This window comes from Acinetobacter sp. MD2 (genome assembly GCF_035615575.1).
Taxonomy (GTDB): domain Bacteria; phylum Pseudomonadota; class Gammaproteobacteria; order Pseudomonadales; family Moraxellaceae; genus Acinetobacter.
Genome location: NZ_VTDK01000003.1, coordinates 293,637 through 309,162, shown reverse-complemented (window position 1 = coordinate 309,162; position 15,526 = coordinate 293,637). Strand labels below are relative to the sequence as shown.

The 15,526-nt window shown below is 41.4% G+C and carries 13 protein-coding genes; 4 read left to right on the top strand and 9 right to left on the bottom strand.

The features are described from left to right. Positions 1–70: 70 nt before the first annotated feature. From FXN70_RS06490 to dapA, 5 genes are all read right to left on the bottom strand, one after another. Positions 71–1,048, bottom strand: coding sequence for an aliphatic sulfonate ABC transporter substrate-binding protein (locus FXN70_RS06490; protein ID WP_324646652.1), 978 nt, complete (start codon positions 1,046–1,048; stop codon positions 71–73). A 202-nt stretch (positions 1,049–1,250) separates the two neighbouring features. Next, a complete protein-coding gene (locus FXN70_RS06485; protein WP_324646684.1) occupies positions 1,251–2,654 on the bottom strand; it encodes a glucose/sorbosone family PQQ-dependent dehydrogenase in 1,404 nt (467 codons plus the stop codon). A 297-nt stretch (positions 2,655–2,951) separates the two neighbouring features. Next, complete coding sequence (gene purC, locus FXN70_RS06480) at positions 2,952–3,671, bottom strand: phosphoribosylaminoimidazolesuccinocarboxamide synthase (protein WP_324646651.1); 720 nt, start codon at positions 3,669–3,671, stop codon at positions 2,952–2,954. 36 nt (positions 3,672–3,707) lie between these two features. Beyond that, positions 3,708–4,307 (bottom strand): lipoprotein-34 precursor (NlpB), encoded by a 600-nt coding sequence (locus tag FXN70_RS06475; protein ID WP_324646650.1) that lies wholly within the window; start codon positions 4,305–4,307, stop codon positions 3,708–3,710. Between the two features lie 12 nt (positions 4,308–4,319). After that, positions 4,320–5,213: a 4-hydroxy-tetrahydrodipicolinate synthase gene (dapA, locus tag FXN70_RS06470; protein ID WP_324646648.1), complete on the bottom strand. Its 894-nt coding sequence runs from the start codon at positions 5,211–5,213 to the stop codon at positions 4,320–4,322. Between the two features lie 297 nt (positions 5,214–5,510). On the opposite strand from dapA, the gene pncA reads away from it, so the two are divergent. Then, entirely contained in the window at positions 5,511–6,140 is a 630-nt protein-coding gene (gene pncA / locus FXN70_RS06465; RefSeq protein ID WP_324646647.1) for a bifunctional nicotinamidase/pyrazinamidase, read from the top strand. Here pncA and FXN70_RS06460 read toward each other — a convergent pair whose 3' ends face one another. The 3 genes from FXN70_RS06460 to gabT form a co-directional block, all read right to left on the bottom strand. Beyond that, a complete protein-coding gene (locus FXN70_RS06460) occupies positions 6,141–6,647 on the bottom strand; it encodes a GNAT family N-acetyltransferase (RefSeq protein ID WP_324646646.1) in 507 nt (168 codons plus the stop codon). Between the two features lie 118 nt (positions 6,648–6,765). Next, a complete protein-coding gene (locus FXN70_RS06455; RefSeq protein ID WP_324646645.1) occupies positions 6,766–8,214 on the bottom strand; it encodes an NAD-dependent succinate-semialdehyde dehydrogenase in 1,449 nt (482 codons plus the stop codon). Beyond that, the gene (gene gabT / locus FXN70_RS06450) at positions 8,211–9,494 is read right to left on the bottom strand and encodes a 4-aminobutyrate--2-oxoglutarate transaminase (RefSeq protein ID WP_324646644.1); all 1,284 of its coding nucleotides are present in this window, start codon (positions 9,492–9,494) and stop codon (positions 8,211–8,213) included. Before gabT ends, FXN70_RS06455 begins: the two co-directional genes overlap by 4 nt. Before the next feature lie 153 nt (positions 9,495–9,647). Between gabT and FXN70_RS06445 the strand changes: the two genes are divergently transcribed. Continuing rightward, positions 9,648–11,153 (top strand): PLP-dependent aminotransferase family protein, encoded by a 1,506-nt coding sequence (locus FXN70_RS06445; protein ID WP_324646643.1) that lies wholly within the window; start codon positions 9,648–9,650, stop codon positions 11,151–11,153. Between the two features lie 49 nt (positions 11,154–11,202). Here FXN70_RS06445 and gabP read toward each other — a convergent pair whose 3' ends face one another. Continuing rightward, positions 11,203–12,606, bottom strand: coding sequence for a GABA permease (gene gabP, locus FXN70_RS06440; RefSeq protein ID WP_324646642.1), 1,404 nt, complete (start codon positions 12,604–12,606; stop codon positions 11,203–11,205). 661 nt (positions 12,607–13,267) lie between these two features. Here gabP and argA point away from each other — a divergent pair. Continuing rightward, positions 13,268–14,623 (top strand): amino-acid N-acetyltransferase, encoded by a 1,356-nt coding sequence (gene argA / locus FXN70_RS06435; RefSeq protein ID WP_324646641.1) that lies wholly within the window; start codon positions 13,268–13,270, stop codon positions 14,621–14,623. A gap of 135 nt (positions 14,624–14,758) precedes the next feature. Then, positions 14,759–15,394 carry a TetR/AcrR family transcriptional regulator gene (locus FXN70_RS06430; protein WP_324646640.1) on the top strand — a complete coding sequence of 212 codons (636 nt, stop codon included), beginning with the start codon at positions 14,759–14,761 and terminating at the stop codon, positions 15,392–15,394. Positions 15,395–15,526 lie beyond the last annotated feature (132 nt).

Here is a 15,526-nt window from a genome sequence, read left to right as displayed (position 1 = left end):
CCCCTAAAAAGGGGAATTGGGGACGAGTATCGGTTAACGTCTTAGTCTAGTTGGATTCGATCATTGATTTTTATTTACCCTCCCAAACAGCATCTTTAATATTTACTGACTGTGGAATTAACTTTGCGTTATAGAAAAAGTCGGCAATTTTCTGTTGTGATTGAATCACATCGGCTGATAAATAACTTACGATTGCAGGTTTGGGTTTCTTATCAATCACGCGTTGTGTGACGTTGACATCTAAGCCTGTGCTGTCGGCTAAAATCTTTGCGGTTTGATCAGGATGTGCGTTAATCCATTCTTCGGCTTTATTGAGTCCTGCAATAATTTTATTGGCATCATTGGCATGTGTTTTTAAAAACTGTGGTGAACTTAAATAAAAAGAATAGGCTTGAGGTAGATCTTTAGAATCAATTAATACTTTGGCATTGCCTTGAATTTCGGCAGCGCTGGCATAAGGGTCCCAAATTGCCCAAGCATCAACAGACTGTTTATCTAATGCTGCACGCGCATCAGCAGGGCTGAGCCAAATCGGTTGGATGTCTGACCAATTCAGTCCTGCTTTTTTTAATAGTTCAGATAAAAAATTATGCGCACTTGAACCTTTGGTGAGAGCAATCCGTTTGCCTTTTAAATCATGTAAGTTTTTAATCGGACTATTTACGCCTACTAACAGGGCATGGGCAAATTGCGATGATTTTTCATAGCCCAAATAGTTCACCGCTTTACCTGCCGCACGTGCAAAAATCACTGGAGTATCTCCGGTATAGCCCACATCTATGGCACCCACCGATAATGCTTCGAGTGTTTGCGGGCCGGCAGGGAATTCTTTCCATTCAATTTTGGTGGTTGGAAATTCTTGTTCAAAGATCTTATTTTTTTGCGCCACAATCAGTTTCAGCGCGGCTTTTTGGTAACCAATCGATAGCGTTTTAATTTCGGTTGTTGCGGATGTACTAGACTGATTTTCAGGTTGTTTTTGACATGCAGTTAAGCTTGTAACAATTGCAAGGGTACTCAGAAGCGTTGTGACTTTATAAATTGACATGAGCGGGAACCTAAAATTTAAGCATCTGCTTAAATTACTCGGTTTGCTTTAGATATTTAAATCATAAGATTTGCAATCTAATCCAATAAAAAAGCTTAAGTTGATTGGCGCAAGGCAAACAAAAATCAGAACGATCCATCAATGGATCGTTCTGATACATAGAAATGGTATTTAAATCATCATAAATTCAATATGTTGGAGTTTATTTTTTGCCAATATAGGTGAACTTAATAATTGAACCAGGATGCGCAACCTTGGTTGAAACCGAGCCATCATCGAGTTGTACTGACCCTGATGAGTCTGTAATGGCATATAAAACTTTTCCATTTGGATTGACTACGATATCGCGATAACGGTCTACCGAGCGGAACATTGGAATGGCATCGCCTTTGGTGACGGTATGTGTTTCATCTAATTGAACGCGGAAAATTACGCCACGCTTTAGTGCAGGAATAAGTACTGAATCTTTCCAACCAGGAATTGGATTGCTTCCACCTTGATAGAAGGTGACAGCAGATGCTGCAACAGTTGGCCAGCAAATATAATTTAATTTGCCACAGGTAGAATCATTAAAATTATAATCATTCGATACAGTGAAAAGGGTTTTTAATGGCTGAATAAAATTTGGATCATTAAAATCAGATTCTTGGCTGACTGGCACGCCTGCAGGAACTTTTAAACCATTTTGTGCAGGGTCTTTAATTTGGCTTTTATCGCCCGTTGCAGCGGAATAATTGGCATAGGCATAACCATTGTTATCTTTATAGCCCGATACGTTTGGCCAGCCATAGTTGCCGCCTTTAATAATCAGATTCAGTTCATCGTCTGAATTGGCACTTTGTTCTGAAGAAAGCAGCTTACCATTTGGCGTAAAAGTGAGTCCTTGAGGGTTCCTGTGTCCGAGCGTATAAATATGGCTGACCACGCCGTTTAGGTTCGGGTTATCTTTAGGAATAGAACCATCAAGATTCAAACGTAAAATTTTCCCTGCATACGCATGAAAGTCGTGTTGTTGAATTTGACTCGCTGTTGGGAGAACTTGTGCTTGGTTTGGTGCAAATAAATAGCCTAATTGATTGGCTCCTTGGTCACCTACACTAAAATAGATCTTATTATCTGGGCCGATGACTAGGCGTTGTCCTTGATGATCGTGTGATGATGGTAATCCTGTGAGAAGATTGGTTGGTTGTGTAAGCGTATCTTGTTTTTTATCGTAGCTATAACGTCGTACGACTGTTTGGTTAGGATAGTTTTTGTCGGTTGCATTTGGATTTTTGATACTTACCGATAGATAAATAAAATTATGATTCATTTGTCCAAATTTAGGATCTAAAGCGATACCCAGTAATCCATTCTGGGTGTCTTCGTCATATACCATATCAGGTACTGTAAATACCGTTGTGGCTTTTCCTGTTTCTGGATTAACGCGAATAATATTGCCTGTTTGTTGCTCGGTTAACCATAAGTTATTGTCTGCACCCCAAACAATATTATGTGGGTTTTTAAGCTGAGAGGTAATGACGGTACGTGAAAATTCTGGGCTGGTTGCATTCACATAAGCAGACAGTGGCAAAGGGACATCAGCATGAGTAAGTCCAGCAAACATTCCAATAACAACGCTAAGCGTTAAACTTTTTTTTAAAGTGAACATGGCGAGATTCCAATCAGATTGAGCGTATTTGTATTAAAGTCAAATTTATCATTTATGTCTTCATAATTTATAACATATAAATTCTCAGAAGAAATTTTTATCGTGACTTAATGTGAACAAATATTTGGCAATAATTCACTTGTGATTTAGATGGATGGAAGCAATTTATCAAGATAAAGAAGAATGGTATTGCTCAATTAAAACGCATAAAAAACCGAGCACAATGGCTCGGTTTTTTATTTTAAATTAAGCTTAGATATTGCTTAAATCTACGCCTAAACGCGCTGCAACTTCTTCATAAGCTTCAACCACATCGCCTAAACCTTGGCGGAAACGGTCTTTGTCTAATTTTTTCTTGGTGTCTTTATCCCACAAACGGCAACCATCTGGAGAGAATTCATCGCCTAATACAATACGGTCGTGGAACACGCCAAACTCAAGTTTGAAGTCCACCAATAACATGTTACCTGCATCAAATAAGGCTTTTAATACATCATTCACTTGGTAAGTGAGTTCTTTCATTTTTGCAAGCTGTTCAGCAGTCGCCCAACCTAAAGCAATCGCTTGAGATTCGTTCACCATTGGATCGCCCAAAGCATCATCTTTAAAGAACAATTCAAATGTTGGTGGAACTAACTCTTTACCTTCTTCAACCCCTAAACGGCGGCATAAAGAACCCGCTGCATAGTTACGAATTACACATTCAACAGGAATCATGCTAAGTTTTTTAACAAGTACTTCTGTTGGGCTAAGTAATTCTTCAAAATGGGTTTCAATGCCTGCTGCTGCTAGTTTTTCCATAATAAAGGCATTAAAGCGGTTGTTCACCTTGCCTTTACGATCGAGCTGAGCAATTTTTTCGCCGTTGAACGCCGAAGCATCGTCACGAAAGACTAAAATTAAGTGGTCTGGACTTTCTGTTTCATAAACAGATTTGGCTTTACCGGTATAGAGCAAGGTTTGTTTTAACATGGGATGAACCTATTTTCAAAAATATACCTAGGATGACTAGGCTGGCCAATTTTGAGAAATCTGGTCTAACAATGCTTTCGCTTTTGCCTGATCAGCAAAGCTGTTGTCAGGATTAAATAAAACGAGGGTATTGGTTTTACCAACAGCCGCCAATTTTAAGACATAGCTTTGCTCACCGACTTTAATGGTCGCTTCATAACGCGTCTGACTTTGACTGACAATGCTGTAGTTTAGACTGCTCAGTGTTGCAAGCGTGTACTGCCAAATTGTATCAGACTTACCGTTAACTTTCAGTAAAGGATTTTGATTTCCATCAACAATAACAACAGGTTTTGGATAATTGTCGTCAGCACTTGCTAAGGCGCGGTTGGGTACAACTTCGCCTGGGCGAGGCATGACAAAACGGTTGCCTTTTTTATTTTCATAATCAGGCGCGTGTTGTAGTGCTAACGGGTCAATAATTGGTGCAGGATACAAAGGCGTTGCAGGTCTAACCGTAGCGCCTTCAGGGTATTTGAGGGCTTCGGTGGAGTCTGGTTTTTTGTAGTTCAAAGAACCATTGTTAATGCTTAGCATATTACAGCCCGCTAAGCTGAAAACTGAAAGTGCGAGGGTTAAACCTAAACGTAACTGCATAATATGTGCTCTTTAAATAATACCCACGGCTTTTAGGGCTTCACGCACAGGTGCGCGATATTGTTCTGCGAGTGGGGTTAATGGCAAGCGAATTCCTGAACCAATTAAGCCCATTTCATGAAGTGCCCATTTCACAGGAATTGGGTTCGATTCGCAAAATAAAATATTGTTTAAATTTGCAATCTTTTGATTTATTTCTTGTGCAACGGATTGATTTTGCGCTAAAGCAGCAGCACACATTTCGCTCATAATTTTTGGCGCAACATTGGCTGTTACCGAAATATTACCTTTTGCACCAACAGCAATCAGTTCAACCGCAGTTTCATCATCACCTGAAAAAACTGAAATGCGACCATGCAATGCGTCAATTAATGCTTGACCACGTGCAACATCGCCAGTGGCATCTTTAACAGCAATAATTCCTGCAACATCGGCAAGACGAACAATGGTATCGTTTTGCATATCAACGCCAGTACGTCCCGGTACGTTATATAAAACAATAGGTAAATCAACTGCTTCAGCAACAGTTTTAAAGTGTTGATATAAACCTTCTTGGGTGGGTTTATTATAATACGGGGTCACTAAAAGCGCAGCATCTGCACCAAGTTCTTTTGCAGCTTGAGTCAGTTCAATGGCTTCATGCGTTGAGTTTGCCCCTGTACCTGCAATCACAGGAATACGTTTATCTACTACACGAATGATTTCTTGAATCACTTGGATATGTTCAGATGGGCTAAGGGTAGAGGGTTCGCCTGTTGTACCAACGGCAACAATTGCATTCGTGCCTTGTTCGACGTGCCACTCAACGAGCTTTTCAAGTGCCTTCCAATCAACGCTGCCATCTTTAAACATTGGGGTGACAAGTGCGACAATTGAGCCTTGAAGATTCTGAGCTAGCTGAGTCATTTTAAAAAATTATCCTATTTGACCATTCACAGCGGAAAAGAAAACGAATGGTGACTGTAGTTTTGAATTTAAGCGAAAATGCAATGAAATGAAAGTAATCTTGCATTTAACTTGTTCAAATTATGACTGAACATGTTATGAAGAACAATATCCTTTTGTCGCCCTTATGCAAAGTTTTTTATTGTTTTTTAATCATTTTTTGAATTTATAAAATTGTTGGAAAGATCAGTACTGCCTAGAAAAAATCGTGTTACTGTGTTGGGATAGTGATGATTTTAATAAAGAAGTGAATGCGTGATGATTGATCAACAACGGACTGCATTGATTGTGGTGGATGTGCAAAATGGCTTCACACCGGGCGGTAATTTAGCAGTTACCGCGGCGGATCAAATTATTCCACTGATTAATCAATTGGCATTAAAGTTTGAACATGTGGTTTTAACGCAAGATTGGCATCCTCAAAATCATATTTCATTTGCACAAAATCACGCAGATAAACACGCCTTTGACAGCATTGAACTTGATTATGGTACGCAAGTTTTATGGCCAAGCCATTGTGTGCAAGGCACGCTTGACGCCGATTTTCATCCCAATTTAAATATTTCTCATGCACGACTGATTATTCGTAAAGGCACGCATCCGAACATTGATAGCTATTCTGCCTTTTTAGAAGCCGATCAAAAAACCACAACAGGTTTACATGGCTACTTAACTGCATGCGGGATTGATACGGTATATGTGGTGGGGATCGCCACCGACTTTTGTGTGGCATGGACAGCCATAGATGCGGCAAAGTTGGGTTTTAAAACTTTTGTGATTGAAGATGCCACCGCTGCAATTGATTTAAACGGTTCGTTGGCTAACGCGTGGCAGGCGATGGATGCTGTGGGGGTACAACGAGTATGGTCAGACAATCTTGAGCATTGATTAAGTTCTGTTTTTATAAAGATGTAGTACTTTTAAATTTTCAATCATTGGCACGCCGACATTTGCATGAATTGGGTACGCATCTGTGTGTGTCGACAAGCAATAACCACGTCGTTGGTAAAATGCCAGTAATTCAGGGCGCGCTGATAACACAGAAAGTTCAATTTTTTGTATGGAAGGGTCAGTAAGCGCAAAATTTTCTGCATAATTTAACATGATTTTCCCAAGCCCCTGATTTTGAAGCATGGGATGTGTGGTGAGCATGCCGATATAAGCACTCTGGTTTTGAAATTCTAGATATACGCAACCCATAATTACTGTGTCTTGTTGCTGAATAAAGAGCTTTGAATGAGGGTTGCAGATCATTGTCTTTAGATGCTCTTCTTGTACCCGATTGCCTGCAACAAGATGCGTTTCCGATGTCCAACCTTGATGGGCTTTTGAACGATAGGCAAGGTTGATAAGTTCGAGAAGTTGAGGAATGTCATGTAGCGTTGCTTCTTGCATTTTTATGGCTTTTAAAGTGATGCTCAGATTTAAAACTAACATATATTTTTGAATATGGCTGAAAATAAAAAACCAACCTTGAATGGGCAAGGTTGGTTCTTTAAAACGGAAAAACGGCTTATTCAGATAAATCGAGACACAGATATTTCATCTCGGTATATTCTTCGATGCCGAATTTAGAGCCTTCACGGCCAAGGCCAGATTGTTTCACGCCACCAAATGGCGCAACTTCATTCGAGATTGCGCCTGTATTAATCCCCACCATGCCATATTCAAGTGCTTCGCCCACACGCCATTGACGTGCTGTGCTGGTTGTAAATAAGTAGGCGGCCAATCCAAACTCGGTGTCGTTAGCCATATTCACGGCTTCATCTTCAGTTTTAAAACGGAACAATGGTGCAAGCGGGCCAAAGGTTTCTTCTTTGGCCACTTTCATGTCTTGGCTGACATTGGTTAATACCGTTGGTTCAAAGAAGGTTGAGCCAATCGCTGCACGTTTGCCCCCAATTTTCACGCTTGCGCCTTTGGCAACGGCATCAGCGATGTGCGATTGCACTTTTTCGACCGCAGCTTCATCAATCAGTGGGCCTTGGGTTGAGCCTTCCACACGACCATCGCCAACTTGGAGTTTGGCAACCGCTTCGACTAGGCGCTCTGCAAGGGCATCGTAAATGCCATCTTGAACATAAATGCGGTTGGCACAGACGCAAGTTTGACCGCTGTTGCGGTATTTGCTGGCCATAATGCCTTGTACGGCTTGTTCTAAATTGGCATCGTCAAAGACCAAAACTGGTGCGTTTCCGCCTAATTCTAATGATAGTTTTTTGATGCTTGGTGCACATTGCTGCATTAAAATTCGACCCACTTGGGTTGAACCTGTAAAGCTCAGTTTACGCACAACATCGCTTTCGCAAAGGGCTTTGCCGACTTCAATCGAATCACCGCTTATATGGATGAGTAAGTTTTGCGGCAAGCCTGCTTGTAATGCTAAAACTTCAAGGGCATAGGCGGTTAACGGGGTTTGCTCGGCAGGTTTAACCAACATTGAACAACCCGCAGCCAATGCCGGCGCAGCTTTACGGGTAATCATGGCCGCAGGGAAGTTCCACGGCGTAATTGCCGCGGTTACACCAATGGGTTGTTTTAAAACCAATAGGCGTTGGTTGGGCAACGTTGGTGCAAGCACTTCACCATCGACACGACGGGCTTGTTCTGCAAACCAACGAATGAATGATGCTGCATAACCAATTTCACCGCGTGCTTCTGCCAAAGGCTTGCCTTGCTCGGCTGTTAAAATCTGTGCAAGGTTTTCTTTGTGCTCAAGCATGAGGTTGTACCATGCCCACAAAATGTCTGCACGGGCAAGGGCCGTATATTTTTTCCATGCATTTTGTGCGGTGGCTGAACGTGCAATCGCAGCTTCAACCGTTGCACGGTCATGACTTTTGACCCACGCTAAGGCTTCACCTGTTGCCGCATCATCGACCTGAATATAGTCATTGCTTGCAGGTGCTGCAAAAGCAATATCAGGATGGTTCAATAAATATTGTAAGTTCTGTGCAATCATGCAGAATGCTCCGCTGCATTGACTTTTAGCGTGGCAAAACCTTGTTGCAAGATTTCTAAACCTTGACGGAATTGCTCGCTAGGAATAGTCAGTGGATATAAGAAACGAATCACGTTGCCATATTTACCACAGGTTAAGATGAGCAAACCATTGTCCATTGCAAAGTTTTGTACTGTTTTGGCTTGTTCTGCGGTTTCAAGTTCAACTGCAACCATAGAACCTAGCGCACGGATATCTGTCACGATGTCGCCATTTGCAGCTTTAATGGCATTTAAGTGCGCAACCAATTCTGCACCTAACTCATTCGCACGTTCACATAAGTTTTCGCTTTCAATGACATCAATCACCGCATGAGCCGCAGCAACTGCAATTGGGCTACCTGCATAAGTGCCACCTAAACCGCCTGGGTTGGGTGCATCCATCACTTCGCTACGACCAACCACGCCTGAAATTGGGAAGCCGCCACCTAAGCTTTTTGCCATGGTGATCAGGTCTGCTTTGGTGTCGTAATGGTTCATGGCAAATAGTTTGCCTGTACGGGCAAAACCAGACTGCACTTCATCGGCAATCAGTAAAATGCCATGACGGTCGCACAGTGCACGCACACGTTTTAAAAAGTCAGCCGGAACAACGTGGAAACCACCTTCGCCTTGAACAGGTTCAAGTACAATTGCAGCAACGTCATGTGCCGCAATATCTTCACTAAAAATATCTTCAATACTTGCAATTGCTGCATCAACAGAAATACCTTTTTCAGGCACAGGATAACGCGCATGGAATACGCCCGCTGGCATCACACCAAAGTCACGTTTGTAAGGTGCAGTTTTACCTGTCATTGCCATGGTCATAAATGAACGACCGTGGAAGCCATTACCAAAAGTAATAATGCCGTGGCGACCTGTATAAGAACGGGCAATTTTCACCGCGTTTTCAACCGCTTCTGCACCCGTCGAGAAAAAGCTAGTTTTAGCCGCACCTGCAATTGGCGCACGTTCGTTAATACGTTCTGCCAATGAAATATAACTTTCGTAAGGCACAACTTGGTACGCGGTATGGGTAAATTTGCTTAATTGTTCGGTAACAGCTTCAATCACTTTTGGATGGCGATGACCTGTATTGAGCACAGCAATACCGCCTGCAAAGTCAATATAAGCATTGCCTTCTTTGTCCCAAAGCGTCGCATTTTCTGCACGTTCGGCATACCATTGACACATCACACCTACACCGCGTGGCGTGGCTTGTTGTTTACGTTCGTTCAGTGCAGAATGTTGAGTGCTCATGCGATTTCCCTCATTTTTTAATCATTTATTCCAAGATTGTCTAGCAGCGCATCATTCACTTTTAGGATGCTTTACAATATCTTTTGATACCTGTAATTTCGCGCGTTAGGTGGCAACTGACGAGAGCCATTTATAAATTAAGGAGAGAGCCAATTGCGTAGTTTATTGGGCGATCATGTGTTGCAACGCTTACAACAAGAAGCCGATGGCCCACTGCATCAGCGAGTATTTCGATGTTTGCGTAGTGCCATTTTAACGGGTGTACTTGCACCGAAAACACGTTTGCCTGCATCACGTGATTTGGCACAAGAATTACAAGTATCGCGTAACACAATTTTAACGGCTTACGACCAATTACAAGCCGAAGGCTATGTCGAAGCACGTACAGGACATGGCACATGGGTGGCAGAACATTTGCCCGAAGCCTTTTTAAATAGTCATAAAGATCAGTCAAAAACGGTAATAAAGAAAAAGAAAGATAAAAATAGCTATGCCTTGTCGCAGCGCGGTTCAAGTTTAGTAGGTTATGCTGCCGCATCACCGCATCAGTGGGGGGCTTTTGTACCAGGTGCACCTGATGTTACTGAATTTCCACATCATATTTTTAGTCGTATTCAGTCTAAGTTATCGCGTGAGCCTGATGTAAAGCGTCTTATCTATAGCAACGCAGGTGGTTGTTTAGAGTTGCGTCAGGCTTTAGCTGACTATTTACGTGTAGCACGTTCGGTACAGTGTGATGCCGATCAAATTATTATTACCGAAGGCATTCATCAAGCCATTGATTTGGTTTCACGTGCTTTAAGTGATATTGGCGATAAAGTGTGGGTTGAAGATCCATCTTATTGGGGCATGCGTAATATTTTGCGTATAAATGGCTTAGATTTACAGCCCGTTCCTGTCGATGCCGAAGGCATTATGCCTGATGCTGCCAAAACTGTTCCAAAACTGATTTTTGTCACGCCCTCACATCAATATCCACTTGGGTCACATTTAAGTTTGGCGCGGCGTAAACAACTGCTTGAAATTGCACGCAAGCACGGCAGTTGGATTGTCGAAGATGATTATGACAGTGAGTTCCGTTTTTCAGGGCAGCCATATCCTGCTTTGCAGGGACTAGAACCCAATGCGCCTGTTATTTATATGGGTACGTTTAGTAAAACCATTTATCCTGCTTTGCGTTTAGGTTATTTGGTCGTACCTCGAGAACTGTTTTCGCCGTTACGGGTGGTTTCGGCAGAGTTATACCGCGGCGGGCATTTATTGTTGCAAAAAGCCTTGGCTGAGTTTATTCAGGACGGGCACTATGCTGCACATATTCGGCGTATGCGCTTACTGTATGGCAAACGTCGTGCTTTTTTAATTGAGCTGATTCAGCGTTATTTAGGTGCAGATTATGTGCATGAATATGACAATGCCGCAGGCTTACATTTGGTATTAAAGCTCCCGACAGATGCAGATGATGTGGCAATTGCTTCGGCTGCACTTGCTCGTGATGTGAAAGTGCGTCCATTGTCGCAATATTATTTACATGCCCACGCACGCGCACAAAAAGGCTTACTCATGGGCTTTGCCTGCGTCAATGAAAAAGACATGATGATGGCTTTTGGCGCTTTGTTACAATGTTTAAGAGAAGCGGGTATTCCCACATTAAATACTTAAAATTAAAAAAGGAGATCATTTGATCTCCTTTTTATGGTCTAAATAAATTTTATTTGGCTTCTATGTGTGAGTGAACCACTGTGCTGCTTTGTTGGCGGCGTTTGGTGACAATTAAACCTGAAACCACCACAATGATACTTAAGATGCCTGTAGAGGTAATTTCATGGGTGTGTTTCGGGTCAAATCCCATAATGGTGAGTGCACCAATAATAAAGACAATCACCGCCCAAGTCAGGTAAGGGAAGCACCACATTTTCATGCCTAAGGGTTTGCCTTCTTGTAGCAACTTCTTACGCATTTTAAGTTGTGAGCATGCAATCACTAAGTACACCAATAGGGCAATTGCACCTGAGCTGTCGAGCAAGAAACTAAATACTTCGGCAGGTGCTGCATAGTTGGCAAAAGTACAAATAAATGCAATTGCTGTAGAGAGTAATACCGCATACACAGGCGTTTTAGATTTATTCACTTTCTTGGCAAAGGCAGGTGCATCACCGCGTTGTGCCAATGAATAGACCATGCGTGACGCAGTATAGAGTGCTGAGTTTAAGCAGCTTGCAACTGACGTTAACACCACAATGTCCACAATCATTTTGGCATGTGGCACGTTTAAAATACTTAAAACGGTTTGATATGAACCCATTTCAGGTAAACGTGGATCATTCCAAGGAACTAAACCAATCACAATAAAAATGGAAACGAAATAGAATAATGCGATTCGCCATACCACTGAATTGGTGGCTTTGGTAATTTGACGTTCTGGATCTTTCGATTCGCTGGCCGCAATAGTGACAATTTCTGAACCCATGAACGAGAACATGGTCGTGAGTAAAGCGGCAATTACAGGGCCCCAACCATTTGGCACAAAACCACCGTGATCCCAAAGGTGTTTTACACCGCTCACAGCAGGATTTGGTGAGAAACCAAAAATGGCAGCACAACCAAAAGCAATAAAGGCAATAATTGCAACGACTTTAATTAAAGCAAACCAAAATTCAAATTCGCCGTAGTTTTTCACACTAAATAAATTGGTGACGGTTAACGCAGCGGTAATTAAAAAGGCCAATAACCAAATTGGCGCATCTGGCATCCATGAATGCATAATTGCCGCCGCAGCGTTGGCTTCAAATGGAATGACCAACACCCAAAACCACCAATATAGCCAGCCAATGGTAAAGCCTGCCCATTTGCCAATCGCACGGTCTGCATAAGTGGAAAAAGAGCCACTGTCTGGTTGAGCCACAGCCATTTCGCCAAGCATGCGCATTACCAAAACTACGAGTGCCCCTGCAATTACATAAGCAATTAAGGCTGCTGGTCCTGCCGATGCAATCGCGTGTCCAGAACCTACGAATAATCCTGCTCCAATTGCACCTGCTATTGAGAGCATGGTGACATGGCGGTTTTTTAAACCTTGAGACAGATTGGCTTCATTATTTGTATGTGTCGCCATATCATTTTCCTTAATTTATAGGAGAGCAAGACTATTTGATGTTGAATCAGACAATCGCCACACCATTTTAATTTATTGTTAAAACCGCAACGTGATCTTGTTCAAGATCTCATCTAAAAAGGCTTTAACACGTCCGTATGCATACTTCTAATGACCTTAATTTGTCGCTTTCATTATCAAGAAACGAGAGCCATTTTGATGTAAAACAAGAGAGCCAATTTAGATGAGATTTATGTTGCAAATGATGCTTTGTTTCATTTAATTTTTTGAAAAATATATGATTTTTTATTTTTTAATGGTGTTAAGTAAACGGATGGGTTTTTGAAACACTACCCGTACTGGGACTATTTTTAAAGATTTCGCATTGATAAAGTTGGAGCTACTGGGAGCAGATCCAATTCGGTTATTGGTAATTTGGAATTAAATGAACGTCACGATTTAGCAACTACTGTGTTCACTATTAGCATCATCTTGCGAGTAAGAGCATAAGAATAAAATAAGCGTTTATCATGTAAGCCAGATAAAATTTTGTTAAATTAAAGCAAAATTGTGGCTGTCACTATTAGATAGATCTATTTCGCAGATAGGTATGTGACAATCTGAGTCAATGATTAATCAGCGTTGTAAGATAACGTAGTGTAGAGTTTAAGAGCGAAAAGTTATGCAAGATAGAGCATCAATCACCGAGTCCACTCACACCTCAGACTATCTGCATTGGTTTCGTAATTCAGCGCCGTATATTAATGCACATCGTGGTAAAACCTTTGTGATTATGTTTGAAGGCGAAGCAATGTTGCATGAAAATTTTCAGCATATTATTCATGATATTGCCTTGTTACATTCATTGGGTATTCATTTGGTGTTGGTGTATGGGGCGCGTCCGCAAATTAATCTGCATTTACAAGCGCAGCAACTCAGCACGCCGTTTCATGCACATCGGCGTGTGACGACACGGGAAGCCTTACCTTGTGTGTTAGGTGCTGTAGGTTCGGTACGCATGCAAGTTGAAGCATTATTGTCGATGGGGCTTGCCAATTCGCCGATGTATGGTGCAAGAATTGAAGTTGTTTCAGGAAATTTAGTGACCGCTAAGCCTTATGGTATTCACGATGGTGTTGACTTTCAGTTAACGGGTGAAGTGCGTAGTGTCGATGCCGATTCGATGCATCGTTTATTAGCACAGCACAACATTGTCATTTTAGGTCCAACAGGTTATTCAACTACAGGCGAAGTCTTTAATTTATTGGCTGAAGAAGTGGCGACTCGAACGGCAATTGCACTTAAAGCCGATAAGCTGATTTTTTTAGGGCAACAACAGGGTATTTTAAATCAACAGGGTAAATTATTACGCGAAATAAATCCGAATCAATTAGATGATTATATTTTGAATATGCAACAAACCAATCCAATTCACGCTTTGCATTTGGTTGGGGCAAAAAATGCTGCACTAAATGGTGTGCAACGGGTACATCTATTGCCGTTTGCTTATGATGGTGCACTTATTCAAGAGTTGTTTACCCGTGATGGTGTTGGTTCGATGGTTACCGATGCCCATTATGAAGAAGTTCGTATGGCGAATATTCATGATGTAGGCGGTTTAATGAGTCTATTACGCCCGCTAGAAGAACAAGGTATTTTGGTGTATCGCTCACGTGAGCGTTTAGAAAATGAAATTAATCAATTTGCTGTGATTGAACGTGACGGCACGATTTTGGCGTGTGCAGCGTTATACCCAATTCCACATCAAGCCAATGAAATCGTATCGGCAGAAATTGCATGTGTAGCAGTACATCCTGGCTATCGTAAATCCAATCGAGGCAGCCAAATTTTACAATTTTTGGAGGCGCAGGCAAGTGAACAAGGAATTCAGCAATTATTTGTGCTGACTACACGCACAGCGCATTGGTTTTTAGAGCATGGGTTTAGTGCCGCAACGGTAGATGATTTACCAAGTGCAAGACAAGCATTGTATAACTATCAACGAAATTCTTTGGTTTTTAAGAAAAAGATCCAATAACTTTGGATTTTATTCGGGCAATTTTTGATTTTTATCTGCAAGTGAAGCGGAAAAATCTGAACTTGAACTGCACAAAGTTGTGTGATTCATCTACAATTGTCGGTTACATTGGTTTAGGTTTGTATTGAATTGGCAATGGAACTCAAAAAAAGTACACAAAAAAGAAATCAGTTACTCAATGCTGCTTTGGATGTCTTTTCGGTTTATGGTTTTAGTGGTGCAAGTTTAGATGAAATTGCCCAATTGGCCCAAATGCACAAGTCCAATATTTTTTATTATTACGAAAATAAAGAAGCACTTTATATTGAAGTACTCATGTCTGTATTGCAAAAATGGCTTGAGCCTTTGCAATTGTTTAGTGCCGAGTGTGAGCCAGCTGAAGTTTTATCAGAATATATGCTGAAAAAGATTGAATATTCAAAGGCCAACCCGAAAGCGTCTAAACTATTTGCTTTAGAAATTATTCAAGGTGCACCTTATATTCATAGTGTGTTGAAGGGTTCGATTAAAAAGCACTTTAAGCGCAAAGTAAAAGTTGTACAGCAATGGCAGGCCCAAGGCAAAATTGCAGCTGCAATTGAACCTGAAATTTTTATTTTAAATTTATGGGCAATAACCCAAAGCTATGCTGATTTTGATATTCAATTAGAAGCACTCACAGGTAAAACCTTGCGTAATCGCAGTTTTCATCAACGCGCAGTCGACCATAGTGTGGCTTTATTGTTGAATGGTTGTTTGACGGAAAAAGTGCAATTACCTAAAACTGAGTAATTGCCGCAATAGTTTGGAATAATGAGTAGTTTTTGAAACCTTTGGGGGCAAAAACTACGGATACTTTTGCTAAAATTTTGGCTGAATTTTAATTGCAAAGTAGGTTAGATGTGTCTGAAATAGAGACTTTAT

Coding starts and splice junctions, on each gene's coding strand:
- FXN70_RS06455 (WP_324646645.1), bottom strand. CDS start 8,214: ATGATTGCACAGAACTTACAATATTTATTGAACCATCCTGATATTGCT.
- dapA (WP_324646648.1), bottom strand. CDS start 5,213: ATGACTCAGCTAGCTCAGAATCTTCAAGGCTCAATTGTCGCACTTGTC.
- FXN70_RS06475 (WP_324646650.1), bottom strand. CDS start 4,307: ATGCAGTTACGTTTAGGTTTAACCCTCGCACTTTCAGTTTTCAGCTTA.
- purC (WP_324646651.1), bottom strand. CDS start 3,671: ATGTTAAAACAAACCTTGCTCTATACCGGTAAAGCCAAATCTGTTTAT.
- argA (WP_324646641.1), top strand. CDS start 13,268: ATGCAAGATAGAGCATCAATCACCGAGTCCACTCACACCTCAGACTAT.
- FXN70_RS06430 (WP_324646640.1), top strand. CDS start 14,759: ATGGAACTCAAAAAAAGTACACAAAAAAGAAATCAGTTACTCAATGCT.
- FXN70_RS06490 (WP_324646652.1), bottom strand. CDS start 1,048: ATGTCAATTTATAAAGTCACAACGCTTCTGAGTACCCTTGCAATTGTT.
- gabT (WP_324646644.1), bottom strand. CDS start 9,494: ATGAGCACTCAACATTCTGCACTGAACGAACGTAAACAACAAGCCACG.
- FXN70_RS06460 (WP_324646646.1), bottom strand. CDS start 6,647: ATGCAAGAAGCAACGCTACATGACATTCCTCAACTTCTCGAACTTATC.
- pncA (WP_324646647.1), top strand. CDS start 5,511: ATGATTGATCAACAACGGACTGCATTGATTGTGGTGGATGTGCAAAAT.
- gabP (WP_324646642.1), bottom strand. CDS start 12,606: ATGGCGACACATACAAATAATGAAGCCAATCTGTCTCAAGGTTTAAAA.
- FXN70_RS06485 (WP_324646684.1), bottom strand. CDS start 2,654: ATGTTTGCTGGACTTACTCATGCTGATGTCCCTTTGCCACTGTCTGCT.